Origin of the sequence: Citrobacter sp. S39 (assembly GCF_009495675.1) — a bacterium.
In the GTDB taxonomy this organism is placed as follows: domain Bacteria; phylum Pseudomonadota; class Gammaproteobacteria; order Enterobacterales; family Enterobacteriaceae; genus Citrobacter; species Citrobacter freundii.
The window spans coordinates 18,555-36,641 of record NZ_CP045557.1 but is presented as its reverse complement, the minus strand read 5'-3'; the positions used below and the strand labels follow the sequence as shown (position 1 = coordinate 36,641).

The window sequence follows — 18,087 nt, the reverse complement described above, 5'->3', positions numbered from 1 at the left end:
CTGCGGAGGTGCATCTCCGCAGAACACCTTTCGTTTACTGCTGTACTGCCCTGCCGTGACTTTTCAGGTAGCCGTTCAGTACCTGTCCGGCATCCGGCTGGAAATTCCAGACCCGTTCAATCAACTGCTCATGTTCGTCACGCATAACTAACTGAAAATGCGATGACTGGTCGTTTTCTAACGTCACATTGGAGTAATACGCAGACACGTTTTTCGCGTCTTCGCGTGTAAAAGCGCCCAACGGAAGCAGTGGCGCAGGAGCATTGACGACTTCGCCATTCAGCAGCGCCGCCAGCGCATGATCCTCAGCCGTAGGCTGCCGTAATGACTCAGGCTGATTCAGAAAATCCTTCAACGATTTGCACATCACAAAACCCCTCTGGTCTGGTTTTCAGAGGCAAAGCCTCTCCTGCCGTCCTCTTTCTGGTGTTTTCACACTCTGCGGAGGACCTTTCCGCGAGAGCGTAACGGGCACGGCCCGGTGAAGCTGTCCAGGATTAGCGGGAAATTTATTCCGGCTCGTCCGGAAAAAATTTGCTGATAAAGCCCCGGCGGTCCTGGCCAGCAAGACGGGTTGTGGCGGTATCAGCGACCGGAAAGGCACTCAGCAGGGAATGAACGCAGAGGAAGTGGCGGGAGAGAGACGGCAACGTCAACAACGTTGCCCCTTACACCCCGGAACGGGGTGCATCGAGCGCAGGAACGGCGCGACAGGGCGGCGCGACCGGAACGGTCGCTGCAAGCCAGCCTTTGACGTTGCGACAGCCTGGGATGGAAACCCGCTGCCCGAAGGTTTACCGGAGGGCCGGGCAGAGACAGCGCAGCTGGCTCGGTGCGAAGCATGACAGCCCCGGTTCCCGAAGGGAAGTCGCCCGGGTCAACCAGCCCGTGGAAAAAAAGTATCTGAAAGCCCCGGTTTTTATCGTTCTGGTTATGGTTCTGGCCACGCGGCCCACGCCCACGCCCACGCCCACGCCCACGCCCACGCAGGTCAGCATGTTTCAGAAACGACAGCAGGAAAAGCAGATTTCAGAACTGATTCATCACCGGCTTCACCGGCGGAGGGAATGCGCCGCAGGCGCTTTCCCCTGCCGTCATCCCGCAGGGATGACAGGGTTTTCCCGCGCGCGAACAGGCGGCTCATTGGCCGCCTCCGGGACTAATATTTAACTTTTTGCTGGATAAACTGGCCGCCGATAAATAGTTGCTCGCGACGAGTCAACAAATCACAAATATCGTCAAGGAGCATTGGCGTCGTTATGGGTCTGAGGCCTAATTCCCTGCGGCGTTCGTTTACCAGAGTTTTGTAGTGTTTCAGAATTTTGCGTGTTTCAGGTGTCATTTTCATAGGGAACCTTTTTCCGGCAGGGTTTCCCCTGCCTTATCAGAATTAGCGACGAAAAACATAGCCATCAATGAAGTTGAAAGTGTCGATAAACAAATCACGGGCAAACGCGTCATAGTCAAAGTAGCCGCGCAGGCTCTCAGGGATAGCCGCCAGCAGGCTGTGTTCGTTCACGTAGTCCACAGCAAAATCTTCTTCGCTCACGGCCTCGCCATAGTAGGCGTCTTCGAACGCGTCAAAGTCGCATTCGCCGCTGTATTCGGCCCACGCGATAAATGCCGCGTCCTTACCTACATCCTTCGCCTGTTTGTAGGCATCGATGAAATCCCAGTCCACAGAGCTTTCAGAGGCAAACTGAGAAGGAATGCCTTCCCAGTCCTGAAACATCAGTTCCGGGTCATGCTCATTCGCGTGGAGCGCGTGACAGGCTTCCAGAAAGTCTTCTTTCTCGTCGAAATCGGTCAAATCAAACCATTTTCCGGCCAGGCTGCCACAGTTGTATTTGTGATAAGTGCCAACGTATACCGCCGGGGTGGTGGTGATAGTGTTCATGGGTGTTCCCTCCATAGTCCAGGTTATCTGAGTACCGGCTTACGCCGTGCCGACACGACAGCCCGACGAAAAGCGGAGGATGCAAGGTCGGAAGCGGAGGCCGCAGCGCAGATAAAGCAGAGGCGGTCTGGACGGTTTTTCTGCGAATTTTTGAGCAGAAAAACAACGGGAAGAACGCCGATAATCATCAAAAATAACTGCGACCGGGTGACGGTGGAGGTGGCGCCAGCCACGTGCCTTGCATACGCAGCGGTCGGGCTAAAGTGAAGGCACGGCGTTAGCCGCAGACCGCACGAAATCTCATCCCCCGCGCGCCCGTAACAGCGTGGAGGTCGCGCTGGTATAGCGGAGCAGCGCGACATCCGATTCCTGTACAGAACTGCGGGGCAATCTGCCCCGCCCGTCGGTCACGCAGCAATCCGGATTCCGGAGAATGACCGCATCATCGCGTCAATTTCGACGCGGGCCTCGCTGACCGCATCACGTAACCAGCGGCGCTCAAACCATACGCGTGATGGGCTGTCCGGGTGACGCAGCGCGAACGGTACGTCCGTGACACCAACAACGCGACCGTGACATTCGAGACGGATCTGGAGGCGACGAAACGTTTCCTGCCCGTCGAGGACGGCTTTCAGGCGCGCGTCGAGAGTGTCGTTATCCCACTCGGTATCATCGCTTCCGGCTTCCACTTCAATCACGGAGAGCGTGAAGTTGCGCGTCCGGCGGGTAAACACCAGAGGATCAGCAGCAGGACGCAGGGCTTCTGTCAGGCGGTATCCGGCAGCGGCGACACAGCTACAGACATGGTTGATTTCGTCTCGCAGGGCTTTCAGGAGGCACAGGATTTGTTTTACCGACATCCCGGCAGGACAGTTATCGTATTCCAGCGAAATCGTGCCAGCGTGGGCTTTGCGGTGGCCCAGCGAGTTGCGGTAAAGACGAACAATCAGATCGCTCCCGCTAACTAATGGCAGCAGTTCATTCAGTGCGCTATCCGGCATCAGGCCACGCAGCGCAATTTCAGGCAACAGGCGCAGCAGATCGGACGCCCCCAGTTGGCCATAGAAAGCGACGCCTTCCCCACGCGAATAATTCAGGCTGGTATCGATATCCATCGTGGCTGGCCAGCCACGGGCAACCAGCGTGTTACGGGTGTGACGGTGCATAAAGCGATAAGCGGTGGTCATAGTTTTCTCCTTGTCTCGACGCGGCGACTGCTTCGCCGTGCCGATACGACAGCCCGACGATCCGCGGGAAATGCAAGGGCGGAACCGGAGGCCGCAGCGCAGATAAAAAGCAGAAACGGTCTGGACGGTTATCGAGCGAAACCTGAGCGAGAGAACGACGGGAAGAACGTTGAAAAACATAAAAAATTTACTGCGACCGGGCGATGGTGGAGATGGCCCGGCCATGTCCCTTGCATTAACCGCAGTCGGGCTATAGTGGAGGCACGGCGTTGACACCCGCCGCGACACCGGCGCGGCATAAAAAGCGGAGTCCACGACATCCTTATGGCTGATTTGGCGGGCTGACAATGCAGCCCGGCCACGGTTAGCGGGTGAATTCGTCCCAGTGTTCGTTGAACTGATTCTGAACCCGCGGGCTTGTCAGATCACCGGTAACAACCCAGGCATCCAGGAATTTAAGCCCCTGCAGGATAGAACTTTCAACATCATCAAGCAGTGTGATGCTGTTAAACCAGACCGACTTTCCGGAACGATAAGCCCATCGGCAGCCATCACTCTCTTCCAGGCATTCCTGCCACCAGGTTCTCCCCATATAAACAACCCCGGCTTCCGCCAGCGCCAGACTCTCCGCCTGGATCAGGAAATATGACGGAAACTCAAGATCAGAAACTTCGATATCGACGCCAATCAACCAGGTATTCATTATTTCTTTGCCTCTTCAATCGCCCACTGCAGGTGATCCCAGTTGAAACCGATATTGGCATCATGGCATTCATCAGCGAGTGCCATCGCAGCCTCAATCGTCTCGTTGTCCAGCGTGTTATCGAGCGAAAGGAAATCGTCGGCCAGCCAGAACGTCCCTGTACAAAGTGCATCCAGAGGATGTTGCTGCAATCTGGCAATCATCCCCGATACAGTCATTTCACGACGCCACAGACCAGGTGCCGGGAAAACTGCGTTGGCCACATCAAACCACTCCCAGTCTCCTGGCGGTACCGGCCATTTCACCATTTCGGTCTGAACGCCTGGTAGCCGGGACAGACGCTCAAGGATCTCCCCCAGGGAAAACTTATGGCCACTTACATCGTCACTGGCCAGACAGTGGCCATTGAGAAACACCGCATGCTGGCCATCATCCAGCGTAATACACGTCAGCTTAAACATATTTCCCTCCTTAACCCGGCACCCATCTGCGCCGTGCCGACACGACAGCCCGACGATCAGTGGTTAATGCAAGGGCGCCAGCAAGGCCGGTAGCCGGTAATAGCAGAGGCGTTCCGGACGGGTTTTCCGTGAAAATTGAGCGGAAAACCGACGGAAGGAACGGCGATAAGACGTTAAATCCTAGGCGGCCGGGCGCAGCTGGCGGCGCAGCTTCCCTTGCATTCACCACAGTCGGGCTATAGTGAAGGCACGGCGCACCCATGCCTGAAGATGGGATAACCAGACGCTGCCGGTTCAATGCCGGCAGTGGATGGCTGGGGAGAGATGATGAGCCCCGGTTTCCCGGGGACATATTCAGGAAAAACTAGCGCTAAGTTCCCGGTCGTGGATGATGCGTTGGCGCACCTCATCAGCCAGATCATGGAGTACGTTCAGAGGTAGCCAATGGCGTACTGGCGCTCCCGGACGAATAATGCAAATGCCGGCGCTGCGGTCACCTTCACGGACCATGTCAAAATCACGGTAAATCGCGAGGCCAACGGCAACGACTGCGGCCCCATGGTGAAAAATTTCTGTCAGCCATAGTTGCTGTTGTTCAGCATCCGGGCGCATCAGCGGCGGCATATCATTCCACGCTTCACCAAAAACCCAGAAGTGGCGTGTCTGGCGTTCAAAAATATTGATCCCTTCATACTGGGCTCCGGTCATGTCGTTAATAATGCCGGCATCAATGAAGATCTGACGGCACAGGACCATCAAATCGGCTTCAATCGCTTCAGCCAGGCCAATACCGACCGGGTTCGCCTCCTCAAAATCAATCCGAAAACAGGGATCACCTTTCAGGATTTCGCCGCTGACGCTTGCACACAGATTGAGATCACTGCACATCTGCTGCAGGCCATGGACCGCACGGACATCAAGATGGCCACGTGAAGCAATTGCCGGCAGCATCGCCATAATAGATTCGGTAGTGATATGGCCCGAAATAGTGAAGCAATAACAGTTCGCATCAGGCTGGACAACGACTGACGACGGCCAGTTGTTTTCTGACAGGATCTGACGGCTGCGGGTTGGTGCAAGAGTCATATAAAGATTCATAGGGTGCTCCTTCGTTTGATTTACCAGGCTTCTTCTGCCGTAGCTTTTTACGTACGGGAGGATGTCTCCCGCCATAAGTGACAGGCGGCAACGTGCCATCAGGCAAAAATCAAGTTCCGGAGGCAAAGCCGCAGCGCAAGCGACCAGAGGGAGTGCGAACGGGTGCAGTTGCAGGCGACTTTATTTTTGCCGGCACGGTGCAACTGTTTAAGCGATGGCTGGAGATAATCTGACTGCAATAGAGCAGCAAAGTGACTTCATTGGATATACCCACATCGTTATCCCCCGATTCTGTGGATAAGTAACCCAGCTCTCAACGAGAGCAAGATACCACATCACCGGTGGAGTTTTTCCAGGAACTACAGAGGGTTAAAGGCAGCAAAAAATCAATACTTGAAAGTGTCTTCAATAAGGCAATAATACTGTATATGCAAACAGTATTATTTGAGGTGGTTATGTTTGAGTTTATACGTGCTGACAGCAATCCTGAGTTGACGCCCATCCCTCTCTATAGCGATCGCTGCCAGGCCGGGTTCCCCTCACCGGCCCAGGATTACGTGGAGGCCGAACTAGACCTGAACCAGTACTGTATATCGCGGCCCAGCTCAACCTATTTTGTACGAGCTATCGGCAACTCGATGACCGACATCGGCCTGCATTCGGGCGACTTGATGATCGTCGATAAAGCCGAACAGGCTCAACACGGAGACATCGTCATAGCTGAGATAGAGGGAGAGTTCACGGTTAAGAGATTGCTGCTGAGGCCACGGCCTGGACTCCAGGCGATGAACCCAGCCTACCCAACTCTATGGCCAGACCCGGAGAACCTGCAAATTTTCGGTGTCGTAACTGCCTTTGTACACAAAACCCGGGGACATGAATGATGTTCGCCCTGGCAGATGTGAACAGCTTCTATGCGAGTTGTGAGAAGGTCTTTCGTCCTGACTTACGTGATAAACCAGTGGTTGTTCTTAGCAATAATGATGGTTGTGTTATAGCCAGATCGAAGGAAGCGAAGCGGCTTGGAATCAAAATGGGGATCCCCTGGTTTCAGCTAAAAGCAATGCAGTTCCCGGAGAAAGTCCTTACGTTTTCCAGTAATTATGAGCTGTACGCAAGTCTGAGCAACCGGGTCATGGCACATCTGGAAGAACTGGCGCCCCGCGTTGAGCAGTATAGTATCGACGAAATGTTCCTGGATATTCGCGGCATCGATGGCTGTACTGACTTTGAAGATTTCGGACGGCAGCTGCGCGAGCATGTCCTAAGAGGAACCGGACTGACAATTGGCGTCGGGATGGGACCGACAAAAACTTTAGCAAAATCAGCGCAATGGGCATCTAAGGAGTGGCCGCAATTTGGTGGCGTGCTGGCCCTGACTACTGGCAATCTCCGTAGGACGGAGAAACTGCTCTCACTGCAGCCAGTGGAGGAAATCTGGGGGGTTGGTCGCCGCATAGGCAAAAAGCTGAATACATACGGCGTGACGACTGCGCTGCAGCTGGCGCGCATGAACCCTGCCTTTGTACGCAAGAACTTTACCGTGGTGCTGGAGCGGACCGTACGCGAGCTGAACGGTGAGGCCTGTATATCTCTTGAAGAGGCCCCGCCCGCGAAGCAGCAGATTGTCTGCAGCCGATCATTCGGAGAGCGCATCACGACTTACGAAGCGTTGCGACAGGCTATCTGCCAGTACGCCGAACGCGCGGCTGAAAAATTGCGGGGAGAACATCAGTTCTGCCGGCACATATCGGTCTTTATCAAAACCTCCCCTTTCGCAGTCAACGAACCGTATTACGGCAACGTGGCCAGTGAAAAGCTTCTAGTACCCACACGCGACACCCGGGACATCATTAAAGCCTCAGTAAAAGCCCTGGACTGTATCTGGCTCGACGGGCATCGATATGCAAAGGCTGGAGTAATGCTGAATGACTTCACTCCTACGGGGGTAGCACAGTTAAATCTTTTCGATGACGTTAAGCCGCAGGAACGAAGCGAGGAGCTAATGAAAGCCCTGGATGGCATAAACCACTCAGGGCTCGGGAAGGTATGGTTTGCTGGGCGCGGAATAGCGCCGGACTGGCAGATGAAAAGAGAAATGCTGTCGCCGGCATACACAACTAAATGGACTGATATACCGTGCGCCTCAATTTGAGTATCAGAGGAAGCTCTTCATTTTTTCTCGGGCTTCTTCCAGTCGCTGCTGCTCATCATCCTCTACGACTTCGGGCTTGATTGCAGGAGCAAACTGCCCTGCTCCCAGTTCCTGAAGCACTGAGCGAATATCAGCCTGCGTAGGTTTCCATCCGGTAGTCTGACTGAGCAGCCCGGTCAGCTGGTCAGCTGTAAACTCCTTGTTCAGCATTGCGGCCAGAAGCGCGGGCAATCTAGGGTCCAGTTGCTGCAGAGCCATTCCGGAAATAAACGCATTCCGGAACAACTCGCCCCGGGCAGAACGGGGAACGGCTTCAATGACTTCCAGAGCCTGTCTGTCTGCATCCCTCTCAGGATGCAGATATAACGTGAATTTTTTCCGTTCCTCACTCACTTCATTACTCCCCTTTAAATACGGCGATCGCTTCTACCAGTGCGGTCTGTGGAGAGGACATCATAACCACTTTCGGACCCAGATGTTGCCATGCCGCCTGGACTGCCGTTTCGATAAGCGGCGCACCACCACCGACAATATAAACCCGGTTTACATGACGGAAATCGGCAAGATCATCCACCACTCTAGCCCCCAGACTGACGATTGCGCTTTCAATGGTATCCATCACCAGTGGGATTTTGCTCTCGTCATTAATCACCTGGCGGACAAAATCCATATCATGGCGGTGTTTTATCAATTCATCAGCCACCATGGCACTGGTATCACTTGAAGCCATACGAAGCGCACTGAGGGCACTCTGAGTGACCATTGACACACCAATACCCGAATTACCATGAATGGCACTGACCGCATCAAACTGCCCGACAATGACGCCAACATCGAGAGTCGTTCCGCCAAGGTCGATTACCAGCGATTTCTCGTAAGGCCCGACACTGTCTTTTACCAGACGGGTAAACACGGCAGGCAGGGATTCCGGCATAACTTCAACGTGTTCAATACTGAACGTCTCACCTTTGTTCAGTTTTACCGGCCGCATAAGGTTGTCGATCTTGCGTTGAATGTTGAGCTCATTCTTCTGGCATTCTTTTGTATAGAACTCACTGATAGGCAGTGTCACCGTCAGTGAAACAGCCTGTGGCTTCAGCCCGCTGTTAAGTAATGCATGATGTACAGCCAGAACATTCACATCAGTGTACTGATACTCAATATGAGTCGTCAGGATAGACTGATTGCTGACTTCATCATAGGTGTACTTCTTGCCATCGAGCTCGTAGTTAAAAGTCTGTCGATTTCCCAGCCCCTCTACCTTCCAGCCGGTACGGAATGAGTTCGCAGATACTGACGTCTGCAGCTTCTTCCCGGCATACCAGGCAAGTTTTACGTTTGTTGATCCGTCATCACAGAAAATATTCATTATCATTCCTTAGCCCAGACATCGATAACACTCAAAGTGAGTATTAACAAATATTCTCACGGCAGTGCAACTACTCACTTTGAGTTCCTTCGAGCATGATAATATCAAAACAAACTCATAATCAAATCATTTGAACATCGAAAACACATTATTTTAATATTACTTTGACATCAAAGTGAGTTGAGATGACTTTCACCAAAAAGCATCGCTATCGGTTGACATGACAGCCAAAAAAACTATTATCATGATATTGTTTTAATATTAAAAAGGGATTGCAATGATACTTACGATAGCTAACACAAAAGGTGGCGTAGGTAAGTCTACGCTCGCGGTCAACATTGCCGTAAAAAGAGCCCTTCAGGGGAAAAAAGTTTGGTTAGTCGATGGTGATAAACAGGGTTCGTCGCAAACAGCTATTTTGGTTCGTTCAGAGGACGGTGTTGAGCCAGGTATTGCTTGCTCGCATTACCCTGAAGGTCCGGTATTAAGGAGCCAGGTTTTACAACAGAAAGATAACTATGACGATATCATCATCGAATGCGGGGGCCGAGATTCCACTGCTATGAGGGCAGCTCTGACAATCACAGACGTCCTTTTAGTCCCTTCAGCACCGGGAAGTTTCGAAGCTTGGGCTATGGATGCCAACGCCGAGCTAATCAAAGAAGCGCGGAGCATAAGAGATGGGTTGGTCTGCTATTCGCTTTTGAACAAAGCAGATACTCAAGCCAGATCCTCCTACAACAGAGATATGCTGGAAATGATGGAAGAGTACAAAGAGGACATCCCAATCCTCGACAAAGTCATCTATCAAAGAAAAGTCTACGCCAATGCTGCAGGCAGTGGAAGAACCGTAAGTGAACTGAAATTACGTTCGCATGAAAAGATTGCAGTACAAGAGCTAGATACTCTCATATCAACACTATTTGAATAGTTAAATGCAATCAAAATAATATTAAAGTAATGTATAGGTGATATGAAATGGCGCTCCAAAAAAAACCCAAAAACCAGCAATCTGTTTCAAATAATGAGGCAGTAGAAAACTTCATAAACTCAGCCCCCGATGCAAAAATCCCCGCGTCGAAGGGAGTAGTTAAAGGTAAAAAACAGCAGATCACAATCACGATGGACCCTGAACTGATTAAGCGTATAGATGAAGCAGCTGCAGAGAACGGGCAATCCCGCGCTGCTTTCATTAATATGTCATGCATAAACATACTGGACTATGGTTTGCAAATTGCTGGCAAGAAGAAAATCAGCGACTAAAAACATCAAAACACAATGAAAGCAATATCTATTTGATGTTGTTTTAATATTAAAACAACATCAAATCAATCTTTTCTGATTCTTACTGTTATCTTAGATTTTTTTTATCATCGCAACAGCCTCAGCCCCAGACATCTGAAACTGCACCCTGTGCCTTGCTGCGACATCGAGAGCAAACACCTTCGTATACACCTCAGTTGAGCTGATGCTCTTATGCCCCATTAAACTCTGCAGTACCTTCAGTGGTATACCGGCATAAAGCATGTGCATGGCGTAGGAATGACGGAACGTGTGCGGTGTCACCGGCACGGAGAACGTCACCCCGTCGGCCGCTGCCGCTTCAACTGCTTCGCTGAGCCAGGTGCGGACCGTCCGATCGGTAATCTCCCAGATACGCGCCTTCTCGGTTCTGCCGCTTCGCTTATTGCGTCGTTCAAGAGGTATTTTCAGCGTGGCCACCATCATCTCCAGCTGGCTGACATAGTTCGCATCGGAAAGCGGAACCAGGCGATGCACCTGACTGCCGGCAGGCGATCGGCCGGCCGTTCGGGCCGCTTTCTCCGCCCGCTGCTTGAGTGTGGCCAGCTGCACGAACGGGTAGGGTGATGCCAGAGAAAAATCCCCTCGCGTCAGCGCCAGTGCCTCATTAATACGCGCGCCCGTATTCCACAGTGTTGCCAGCAGCATCTTGCGGTGCAGATCGGGAACATAGTGGAGCAGGGCACTCACTTCCGGAGCCAACAGGTATCTGGGCAGTTCGTCCTGAACGAGAGCCATCTGACGCAGGGCCAGCGCCGCCGGATAGTCGATGGACACAGGCAACTGAGCTACCGTTCCTGGCTGCTGCCCCAGGGTAACGAGTCCGGTCATCAGTGTGACTCTCCGGCTGACGATATATTCAGTGCTGATGCGATGATTTCCCGGTTTTCCTCATTACGCCAGTTACCGAAATAGTCAACTTCCTGACGCAGGGATATGTCAGCAGCCTCTATCAGGTTCGATATTTTCTGCAGGGTATTCTGCAGCTGCTGTGCTGATATCACCCGTGGCACATCATGTTCATCCACGCCGTTGCGGTGTACAAGATCATTTCGCCAGTCTGAGATGATGCCCAGTGGCTCAGTTGGCCAGACGGGAGGGATGTGCAGCACGGCCCCGAAATAGCGCTCAATGGTTTTAACGTTATGAAATGTCATTCGGGAAACATAATTTCGGGCTGCAGGCCTGAACAGTTCAACATCCATTGTGCGGGCGGCGGTTTTATCTTTATTAGTGACCTTAGGTGCGGATTTCAGATAGTACTCATTAAGGAAACGTTTAAGGGGCCAGTCATGCTCAAGCAGAGCCCTGGCGCAGTACATCAGGTACGCCTCCATTACAGTCACGGCATGGACGAAAGACATCCTGTACACCAGTTCAGGATGCTCCTTATCGAGTAGGATATACAGCTTCTTCAGCTCCTTCTTTGCGTGTATGTAACGCTGATGAACATTGTTCAGGGAAGCCACAAAGAGCCCGTGTTCATGTTCCCACTGAGCCTGATCGGCCATCGCTTCCTGCTCCCAGCAGTACAGGTTCGCGGCCTGCTCCCATTCTTCAGAGTTGGGATTAACATCCGGGTAATTCTCCTCAAGCCATTCATTAAACCGTTCAGCTTCCAGATCCTGCATATATTCCTTCATGCTACCCATATTGCTGTGACCTCTTATAGTGTCTTAATAAAGAAGAAATCCTGCCTTCCGTATGTATTCAGCGATCGGCAGCCAGTTCTTCAGCCAGCTTCACAAACCCTTTGTGCTCAGTCTGCAGGTAATGACTGTAAATCCGGGCATCACGTTCTGTCAGTTTTGATGGATTGCCGGTGAAGTAATGCTGCAGCACCGCAATACAGTGACTGTAGGTATCGAGATCGTATTCCCAGTCGCCCAGTTCCCCGACCGCATCCAGTTCCTGGCGAAAGACGTCATACTTCCGGCCGAGGACTTCAAGGCCGAGACTGGTGGCAGCATAAATATTGTTTTCGCTAGGTACAGCGATAGCATTACGGATCTTCTCAAACGCGTAACTGAAAGTATTTTTATCGTTCAGAGCGGTAAACATGTTCTTTCCTCAGTTGATTAATTAGCTGTGCAATTTTACCACACCTTAATCATCTCCGGATGAGAGGCACTCTGTTGCACAAGTGACTTTCACAAAACTAAATTTCACATAATGAAATAATAACCAAGCTTATAGCCACTCAATTAAATTACCGGATACCTGTTTTCCAGTGATCCGATTTTTTAGCTATAGCAATATTTCCGGAAGTGTACCACGCACACGGAATAAGCAAAGCGCCAAAATCCGCTGCCGCGCGCCGGGTCACGGGGGAGTGCGGAAACACAACATATAGCGTCATTAGCAGCTGAAAACACCGCTACATCTTGTGTCTGTGGGCCGCCGCGCGGAGGGGCGGGTGAGGAAGATCCGGAACCAGGGGTTTTCGGATCTCTGCGAGAAGAGAAAGAAACTAATACTACTGGAGCAATAATTATCAGTTATTGTTGCTTTAATTACATTATTGCCTGAAAGGCAACAATCATCACACTCTGTTGCAGAAATCAGCACACCGAAAAAGAAAGCCGCCCCTCTCATGCGTAACCCGTTACATGCGCTTCGGGTTCAGATCAAATATTGATTAACCCTTGACGGAAATAAAATGAAGCCGGTACGGGATCGCCGTAATATGAATAAAATTATTCAAAGCCTTCGGGCATTCATCAGCAACTGAATAAAGGTATCAAGGAATGTATCCTGTATTTGAGAATGGCTCCTGCTGGGTCAAGGTAGATTTTCATCTTCATACCCGTGCAGATAAAGAATTTCGCTATGCCGGAGAGTCCGACAGATATATTCGCGACTACGTCAGTGCCCTGAAAGCGGCTGGAGTGGGCGTCGGCGTGATCACCAATCACAATAAATTCGATCCCGGTGAGTTTAAGGCACTGCGCAAAGCCGCGCGCCGTGAAGGTATGGAGCTGCTTCCCGGCGTGGAGCTGTCCGTTAATGATGGCCAGGCCGGTGTGCATACGCTCGTGGTGTTTGCTGATGAGTGGTTTATCAATCCGCAGCAGACAAACCATATTGAAAGTTTCCTGACGGCCACGTTTGCGGGCGTTGATAATTTTGAGAACGAAAATGCCCGTTCAACAGAAAATATCACACAGACCATCCAGCGCCTTGACCGGTACGAACGGGATTACTTTATTGTGTTTGCCCACGTGGAGGCCCCTAACGGATTATGGGGCGGGCTGAGCCCTGGCAGGATTGGGGAGCTTTTTGATAACGAGCTTATCCGCCGGCGCGTGACGGGATTTCAGAAGGTGATGACCCACGACCTGCGGATCAAAATTAAGGGCGTGCTCGGTGAACGCTATCCTGCCGAAGTCCAGGGATGCGATGCCAAAACGCTGGATAACATTGGTGTCAGAAAAGTCGCCAGCTATCTGAAACTGGGGGATTACAGTTTTGAGGCTGTCCGCTTTGCGCTGCAGGATTTCCCGCACCGCGTCAGCAGGGAGAAACCGGCACTGAGCCACAGCCATATCCGCCAGATAGCATTCGAGGGAGCCGGTTCGCTGGGCGGAACTGTGGTGAAATTATCTCCGGAGCTGAACACCCTGATAGGGATCCGCGGCAGCGGCAAATCCTCCATCCTTGAAGGGATCCGGTATGCCCTGGACATTCCCTTTGGCGAGAAGGCTTCTGACCGCGATTACAAAGAAAATCTGGTCAGTAATTTACTCAAAAGCGGGGGGAAGATTACCGTTGAGGCCGTATGCCGTCACGGGCGGGCCTATCAGATAGTCCGTATCTTCGGTCAGGAGCCGCAGGTCATTTTTGACGGACAGGCCCGGCACGGGGTGGCGCTGCGGGAAACGGTGCTGCACAAGCCGGTGTATTTTGGCCAGAAAGATCTGTCCAATACCGGTGCCGGATTTGAACATGACCTGATTGAAAAACTGGTCGGGGAGCGCCTGGCCGCCGTGCGGAACAAAATCCGCCAGCAGGAAGACGCCGTCCTTGACAGGTTACGCGAGTATCGTCGTCTGAAAACATCAGGAGAAACACTCTGTGAATGGCAGGCGAAAGAGAAGGATGCGCAGTTTCGCCTGCGCTTTTATGCCCAGCACGGTATGGAAGAAAAACTGGCGCGTCAGACCACCTTCGGACGGGATGAGCGCTACCTCAGCAGTACCACTGCACGGGCAACCCGGGCGCTGGACAGTCTGCAGGACGTGATCAGGGAAAAACTCGATGAGCTGAAGCAGGATCAGAAACATGAGTCCGCCCATAACCAGGCGGATATTGATGATTATCGTGAGGGATATGACCGCTTTACCGCGCATCTCGGCTCCCTGAACACCATCGTGGACGGCGCCCGCCGGCTTCTCAGAGAACTCGATACGAAGCAGCAGGCTTTTCTGGAGAAAAAGCTGGCGCTGACGGAGGAATTTGCCGAAATAGAGCGTGGCCTAGCTGAAGAGCTGCGGCTGGCAGGCGTGGAAAAAGCCGATCCGGCTGACTTTCTGAAGCTGAAGGCCGGGCTGGAACTTGCGCAACAGAAAATTGCCGAGCTGACCCGGGCTAAAAGCAGTCAGGCGTTACTGGAGAAAAATCTGACAGAAGCGCTGAGCCGATTACATGAACTGTGGGTGGAAGAATATCAGGAAATTGAAGCCGTACTGGCCGGCATCAGCCAGGCCGGTTCGCCTCTGAAGATCGTGCCGTGCTTTGCAAACGACAAAAAAGCCATGCAGGCCGTTCTGAAAGAGGCCTTCACCGGCAGCCGGCTGCGGGAAAGTACCTACCAGACCGTGGCTGACAGCTTCAGAGATTTTGGCGAGCTCTGGCTGAACAGGGATAAACTGCCGGGGATTATCAGCGGTTCTGCAGAGACATTCAGCATGTATCTGGAACAGCAGATAGAATCGCTGATTGTCTGGCAGATCCCGAATACCTACACCATTGAATTCCGGGGTAAGCCCCTTGAACAACATTCGCTGGGTCAGCGCGCCTCCGCTTTAATGCTGTTTGTTCTGAATCAGCAGGATAATGATGTGGTTATCATCGATCAGCCCGAAGACGACCTGGACAATCAGACGATTTATGACGACGTGATTAAAATCATCCGGGCAATGAAACCCCGTACCCAGTTTATCTTTGCCACTCATAATGCCAACATCCCGGTGCTGGGAGATGCAGAGAATGTTTGTGCCTGTAAATATGCAGGCGGAAAGATCCAGACATCCGCTGGCGGCGTGGATGCCCCGCCTGTACAACAGCACATCATTTCTGTGATGGAGGGAGGGCGTGAGGCCTTCGAGCGACGCAGGGAAGTTTATGGCTCGTGGCTCAGCAAAACCTGATTCCATCATGCTTAAGGGCATGCAGAAAAAGCCGCAAATGCGGCTTTTTCAATTTTCCGATTATACCGCTTTTCGGATCTGCGAGAGAGTTGAGAAGAATTATTTCCATTTTGGAGAGGATAGGTAGACGATTGTTACTCGTTTTGGACAAGTCAGCCTGAAGGAAAATCAGCGACGAACCGGCACTGATTATTTGCATCCTGAACGTCTGTCCTTACCTCTGACATTGCGACCATCCTTAAAGCCCGCTTTACGCAACATCAGACGTTAGTAAGTCATTCTCAATATTGCTCTAATCAAAGTGAATCCCCAGATCTGATGCAATTTATGCAAATCAAATGCTCCAGAAGACGGCTGGCAGACTATCAACAGGATATCTGTATGGCCACTCTTGCACTCTGCATTCCGATTGACGCCGCATCGTAAGTTGAAGTTTGCTAATCTTTGAGATGTAGTACCCTCTATACAGTGCGGATTTTAATTAATGGAATAAATGATTATGAGTGAAAATGATACAATCCAAAAGAAGTCTAAAAGCCAGATTAACAAAGCGGTATTCTTTACATCTGCTTTGTTAATTTTCCTTCTTGTCGCCTTTGCCGCCGTATTCCCGGATGTCGCCGACAAAAATTTTAAACTACTTCAGCAACAAATCTTCACGAATGCCAGCTGGTTCTACATCCTTGCAGTGGCCCTGATTCTACTGAGTGTCTCGTTCCTGGGACTCTCACGCTACGGTGATATCAAACTGGGTCCGGACCATGCACAGCCTGATTTTAGCTATCACTCCTGGTTTGCGATGCTTTTCTCGGCAGGGATGGGGATCGGCCTGATGTTCTTTGGCGTTGCTGAACCTGTGATGCATTATCTTTCACCTCCTGTCGGCACTCCAGAGACCGTTGCGGCAGCGAAGGAAGCAATGCGCCTGACGTTCTTCCACTGGGGCCTGCACGCATGGGCAATCTATGCCATTGTGGCACTGATCCTGGCCTTTTTCAGTTACCGTCACGGTCTGCCTTTAACGCTGCGTTCCGCACTTTATCCCATTATTGGCGAGCGCATATACGGACCTGTAGGCCATGCGGTTGATATTTTCGCCGTTATTGGCACCGTCTTTGGCGTTGCGACATCGCTGGGGTACGGTGTTTTGCAGGTGAATGCTGGTTTGAATCATCTTTTCGGGGTGCCTATTAATGAAACGGTGCAGGTGATTCTAATCGTTGTCATCACTGGTTTAGCGACGATTTCGGTGGTGTCCGGCCTGGACAAGGGAATACGTATACTGTCTGAGCTCAACCTGGGCCTGGCAGTGCTGCTGCTGGCGCTGGTCCTGTGTCTGGGACCAACCGTGCTTCTGCTGAAGTCATTTGTGGAAAATACGGGCGGTTATCTTTCTGAACTGGTGAGTAAAACTTTTAACCTTTATGCGTATGAACCTAAGTCGAGCAACTGGCTGGGGGGCTGGACATTACTGTACTGGGGATGGTGGCTTTCATGGTCGCCGTTTGTGGGGATGTTCATCGCAAGAGTCTCGCGCGGTCGAACCATTCGCGAGTTTGTCACCGGCGTGCTGTTTGTTCCCGCCGGCTTCACGCTCATGTGGATGACGGTGTTTGGTAACAGCGCAATCTATCTCATTATGAACCAGGGGGCGGCTGATCTCGCCAATACCGTTCAGCAGGATGTCGCGCTGGCCCTGTTTAATTTCCTGGAGCATTTCCCGTTTTCTTCCGTGCTGTCATTTATTGCAATGGCGATGGTCATTGTCTTCTTTGTCACCTCGGCTGACTCCGGGGCAATGGTTGTTGATACGCTGGCATCGGGTGGCGTCGCTAACACGCCTGTATGGCAGCGAATTTTCTGGGCCTCGCTCATGGGGATTGTGGCAATCGCACTGCTGATTGCGGGGGGACTGAGCGCGCTGCAAACCGTGACAATAGCGAGCGCATTACCTTTCTCAGTGATTTTACTGATATCCATATACGGATTATTAAAAGCCCTGCGTCGGGATTTGACCAAGCGTGAAAGCCTGAGCATGGCGACTATTGCTCCGACTGCAGCGCGTAACCCGATTCCATGGCAGAGACGCTTGCGCAATATCGCTTATCTGCCAAAGCGCTCTCTTGTGAAACGCTTTATGGGCGACGTTATCCAGCCCGCCATGACGCTGGTTCAGGAAGAACTGAATAAACAGGGAACGATAAGCCATATAAGTGATACTGATGACGAACGAATTCGGCTTGAAGTCGATTTGGGCAATGAGCTGAACTTTATTTATGAAGTGAGACTTCGTGGCTATAACTCACCGGCTTTCGCCATGGCTGCAATGGACAATGACGAGCAGCAAGCTGAGCAACATCGATATTATCGCGCTGAGGTCTATCTGAAAGAAGGCGGTCAAAACTATGATGTGATGGGCTGGAATCAGGAACAGCTGATTAATGACATACTGGACCAGTACGAAAAACACCTGCACTTCCTGCACCTCGTTCGTTAATACAAAAATGCCGTCCTGCCGGGCGGCATTTATTTTCCCGAACTTAATA

Annotated in this window: 18 protein-coding genes; 6 read left to right on the top strand and 12 right to left on the bottom strand. The window is 51.7% G+C overall.

What is annotated here, in order from left to right:
• Positions 1-34: 34 nt before the first annotated feature.
• From GFB57_RS24715 to GFB57_RS24685, 7 genes are all read right to left on the bottom strand, one after another.
• Positions 35-367, bottom strand: coding sequence for a DUF905 family protein (locus tag GFB57_RS24715; protein WP_077223967.1), 333 nt, complete (start codon positions 365-367; stop codon positions 35-37).
• A gap of 792 nt (positions 368-1,159) precedes the next feature.
• Positions 1,160-1,348, bottom strand: a complete 189-nt coding sequence (locus GFB57_RS24710) for a hypothetical protein (protein ID WP_048227667.1) — start codon at positions 1,346-1,348, stop codon at positions 1,160-1,162.
• A 42-nt stretch (positions 1,349-1,390) separates the two neighbouring features.
• Positions 1,391-1,897, bottom strand: a complete 507-nt coding sequence (locus GFB57_RS24705; RefSeq protein WP_115490274.1) for an antirestriction protein ArdA — start codon at positions 1,895-1,897, stop codon at positions 1,391-1,393.
• A gap of 407 nt (positions 1,898-2,304) precedes the next feature.
• Positions 2,305-3,084 (bottom strand): hypothetical protein, encoded by a 780-nt coding sequence (locus tag GFB57_RS24700; protein WP_153754023.1) that lies wholly within the window; start codon positions 3,082-3,084, stop codon positions 2,305-2,307.
• Positions 3,085-3,448: 364 nt separating this feature from the next.
• Positions 3,449-3,787, bottom strand: a complete 339-nt coding sequence (locus tag GFB57_RS24695) for a hypothetical protein (protein WP_110498935.1) — start codon at positions 3,785-3,787, stop codon at positions 3,449-3,451.
• Complete coding sequence (locus tag GFB57_RS24690; RefSeq protein WP_110498936.1) at positions 3,787-4,248, bottom strand: hypothetical protein; 462 nt, start codon at positions 4,246-4,248, stop codon at positions 3,787-3,789. The genes GFB57_RS24695 and GFB57_RS24690 overlap by 1 nt, the downstream gene beginning before the upstream one ends.
• Before the next feature lie 354 nt (positions 4,249-4,602).
• Positions 4,603-5,346, bottom strand: coding sequence for a hypothetical protein (locus GFB57_RS24685; protein ID WP_153754022.1), 744 nt, complete (start codon positions 5,344-5,346; stop codon positions 4,603-4,605).
• 455 nt (positions 5,347-5,801) lie between these two features.
• On the opposite strand from GFB57_RS24685, the gene umuD reads away from it, so the two are divergent.
• Both umuD and GFB57_RS24675 read left to right on the top strand, forming a co-directional pair.
• Positions 5,802-6,230: a translesion error-prone DNA polymerase V autoproteolytic subunit gene (gene umuD, locus GFB57_RS24680; RefSeq protein WP_087879554.1), complete on the top strand. Its 429-nt coding sequence runs from the start codon at positions 5,802-5,804 to the stop codon at positions 6,228-6,230.
• The gene (locus GFB57_RS24675; RefSeq protein ID WP_153754052.1) at positions 6,230-7,501 is read left to right on the top strand and encodes a Y-family DNA polymerase; all 1,272 of its coding nucleotides are present in this window, start codon (positions 6,230-6,232) and stop codon (positions 7,499-7,501) included. Before umuD ends, GFB57_RS24675 begins: the two co-directional genes overlap by 1 nt.
• A gap of 3 nt (positions 7,502-7,504) precedes the next feature.
• Here the strand turns inward: GFB57_RS24675 and GFB57_RS24670 are convergent, their stop codons facing one another.
• Together GFB57_RS24670 and parM are read right to left on the bottom strand one after the other, a co-directional pair.
• Positions 7,505-7,894 carry a plasmid partitioning/stability family protein gene (locus tag GFB57_RS24670; RefSeq protein ID WP_115490269.1) on the bottom strand — a complete coding sequence of 130 codons (390 nt, stop codon included), beginning with the start codon at positions 7,892-7,894 and terminating at the stop codon, positions 7,505-7,507.
• 4 nt (positions 7,895-7,898) lie between these two features.
• On the bottom strand, positions 7,899-8,870 hold the full coding sequence (parM, locus tag GFB57_RS24665) for a plasmid segregation protein ParM domain-containing protein (RefSeq protein ID WP_115490268.1): 972 nt from the start codon (positions 8,868-8,870) through the stop codon (positions 7,899-7,901).
• A 277-nt stretch (positions 8,871-9,147) separates the two neighbouring features.
• Here parM and GFB57_RS24660 point away from each other — a divergent pair, with 277 nt between their 5' ends.
• Positions 9,148-9,801: an AAA family ATPase gene (locus GFB57_RS24660; RefSeq protein WP_115490267.1), complete on the top strand. Its 654-nt coding sequence runs from the start codon at positions 9,148-9,150 to the stop codon at positions 9,799-9,801.
• A 47-nt stretch (positions 9,802-9,848) separates the two neighbouring features.
• The gene (locus tag GFB57_RS24655) at positions 9,849-10,133 is read left to right on the top strand and encodes a ribbon-helix-helix protein, CopG family (RefSeq protein WP_087879547.1); all 285 of its coding nucleotides are present in this window, start codon (positions 9,849-9,851) and stop codon (positions 10,131-10,133) included.
• A gap of 93 nt (positions 10,134-10,226) precedes the next feature.
• Here the strand turns inward: GFB57_RS24655 and GFB57_RS24650 are convergent, their stop codons facing one another.
• From GFB57_RS24650 to GFB57_RS24640, 3 genes are read right to left on the bottom strand one after another with little or no spacing between them, the layout of a single operon-like run.
• Positions 10,227-11,003 carry a site-specific integrase gene (locus GFB57_RS24650; RefSeq protein WP_115490266.1) on the bottom strand — a complete coding sequence of 259 codons (777 nt, stop codon included), beginning with the start codon at positions 11,001-11,003 and terminating at the stop codon, positions 10,227-10,229.
• A complete protein-coding gene (locus GFB57_RS24645; protein WP_115490265.1) occupies positions 11,003-11,824 on the bottom strand; it encodes a hypothetical protein in 822 nt (273 codons plus the stop codon). Before GFB57_RS24645 ends, GFB57_RS24650 begins: the two co-directional genes overlap by 1 nt.
• Positions 11,825-11,882: 58 nt before the next feature.
• Positions 11,883-12,233 carry a hypothetical protein gene (locus tag GFB57_RS24640; RefSeq protein WP_115490264.1) on the bottom strand — a complete coding sequence of 117 codons (351 nt, stop codon included), beginning with the start codon at positions 12,231-12,233 and terminating at the stop codon, positions 11,883-11,885.
• 686 nt (positions 12,234-12,919) lie between these two features.
• Between GFB57_RS24640 and GFB57_RS24635 the strand changes: the two genes are divergently transcribed.
• Positions 12,920-15,541, top strand: coding sequence for a TrlF family AAA-like ATPase (locus GFB57_RS24635; RefSeq protein ID WP_153754021.1), 2,622 nt, complete (start codon positions 12,920-12,922; stop codon positions 15,539-15,541).
• A 499-nt stretch (positions 15,542-16,040) separates the two neighbouring features.
• On the top strand, positions 16,041-18,038 hold the full coding sequence (gene betT / locus GFB57_RS24630) for a choline BCCT transporter BetT (RefSeq protein ID WP_153754020.1): 1,998 nt from the start codon (positions 16,041-16,043) through the stop codon (positions 18,036-18,038).
• Positions 18,039-18,087: the final 49 nt, after the last annotated feature.

Bases quoted from the DNA above. Each gene is read 5' to 3' on its own strand.
- GFB57_RS24635 (WP_153754021.1), top strand. From the start codon at position 12,920: ATGTATCCTGTATTTGAGAATGGCTCCTGCTGGGTCAAGGTAGATTTT.
- GFB57_RS24650 (WP_115490266.1), bottom strand. From the start codon at position 11,003: ATGACCGGACTCGTTACCCTGGGGCAGCAGCCAGGAACGGTAGCTCAG.
- GFB57_RS24685 (WP_153754022.1), bottom strand. From the start codon at position 5,346: ATGAATCTTTATATGACTCTTGCACCAACCCGCAGCCGTCAGATCCTG.
- GFB57_RS24675 (WP_153754052.1), top strand. From the start codon at position 6,230: ATGTTCGCCCTGGCAGATGTGAACAGCTTCTATGCGAGTTGTGAGAAG.
- GFB57_RS24655 (WP_087879547.1), top strand. From the start codon at position 9,849: ATGGCGCTCCAAAAAAAACCCAAAAACCAGCAATCTGTTTCAAATAAT.
- GFB57_RS24700 (WP_153754023.1), bottom strand. From the start codon at position 3,084: ATGACCACCGCTTATCGCTTTATGCACCGTCACACCCGTAACACGCTG.
- umuD (WP_087879554.1), top strand. From the start codon at position 5,802: ATGTTTGAGTTTATACGTGCTGACAGCAATCCTGAGTTGACGCCCATC.
- GFB57_RS24660 (WP_115490267.1), top strand. From the start codon at position 9,148: ATGATACTTACGATAGCTAACACAAAAGGTGGCGTAGGTAAGTCTACG.
- betT (WP_153754020.1), top strand. From the start codon at position 16,041: ATGAGTGAAAATGATACAATCCAAAAGAAGTCTAAAAGCCAGATTAAC.
- GFB57_RS24695 (WP_110498935.1), bottom strand. From the start codon at position 3,787: ATGAATACCTGGTTGATTGGCGTCGATATCGAAGTTTCTGATCTTGAG.
- GFB57_RS24645 (WP_115490265.1), bottom strand. From the start codon at position 11,824: ATGGGTAGCATGAAGGAATATATGCAGGATCTGGAAGCTGAACGGTTT.
- GFB57_RS24715 (WP_077223967.1), bottom strand. From the start codon at position 367: ATGTGCAAATCGTTGAAGGATTTTCTGAATCAGCCTGAGTCATTACGG.
- GFB57_RS24640 (WP_115490264.1), bottom strand. From the start codon at position 12,233: ATGTTTACCGCTCTGAACGATAAAAATACTTTCAGTTACGCGTTTGAG.
- parM (WP_115490268.1), bottom strand. From the start codon at position 8,870: ATGAATATTTTCTGTGATGACGGATCAACAAACGTAAAACTTGCCTGG.
- GFB57_RS24710 (WP_048227667.1), bottom strand. From the start codon at position 1,348: ATGAAAATGACACCTGAAACACGCAAAATTCTGAAACACTACAAAACT.
- GFB57_RS24705 (WP_115490274.1), bottom strand. From the start codon at position 1,897: ATGAACACTATCACCACCACCCCGGCGGTATACGTTGGCACTTATCAC.
- GFB57_RS24690 (WP_110498936.1), bottom strand. From the start codon at position 4,248: ATGTTTAAGCTGACGTGTATTACGCTGGATGATGGCCAGCATGCGGTG.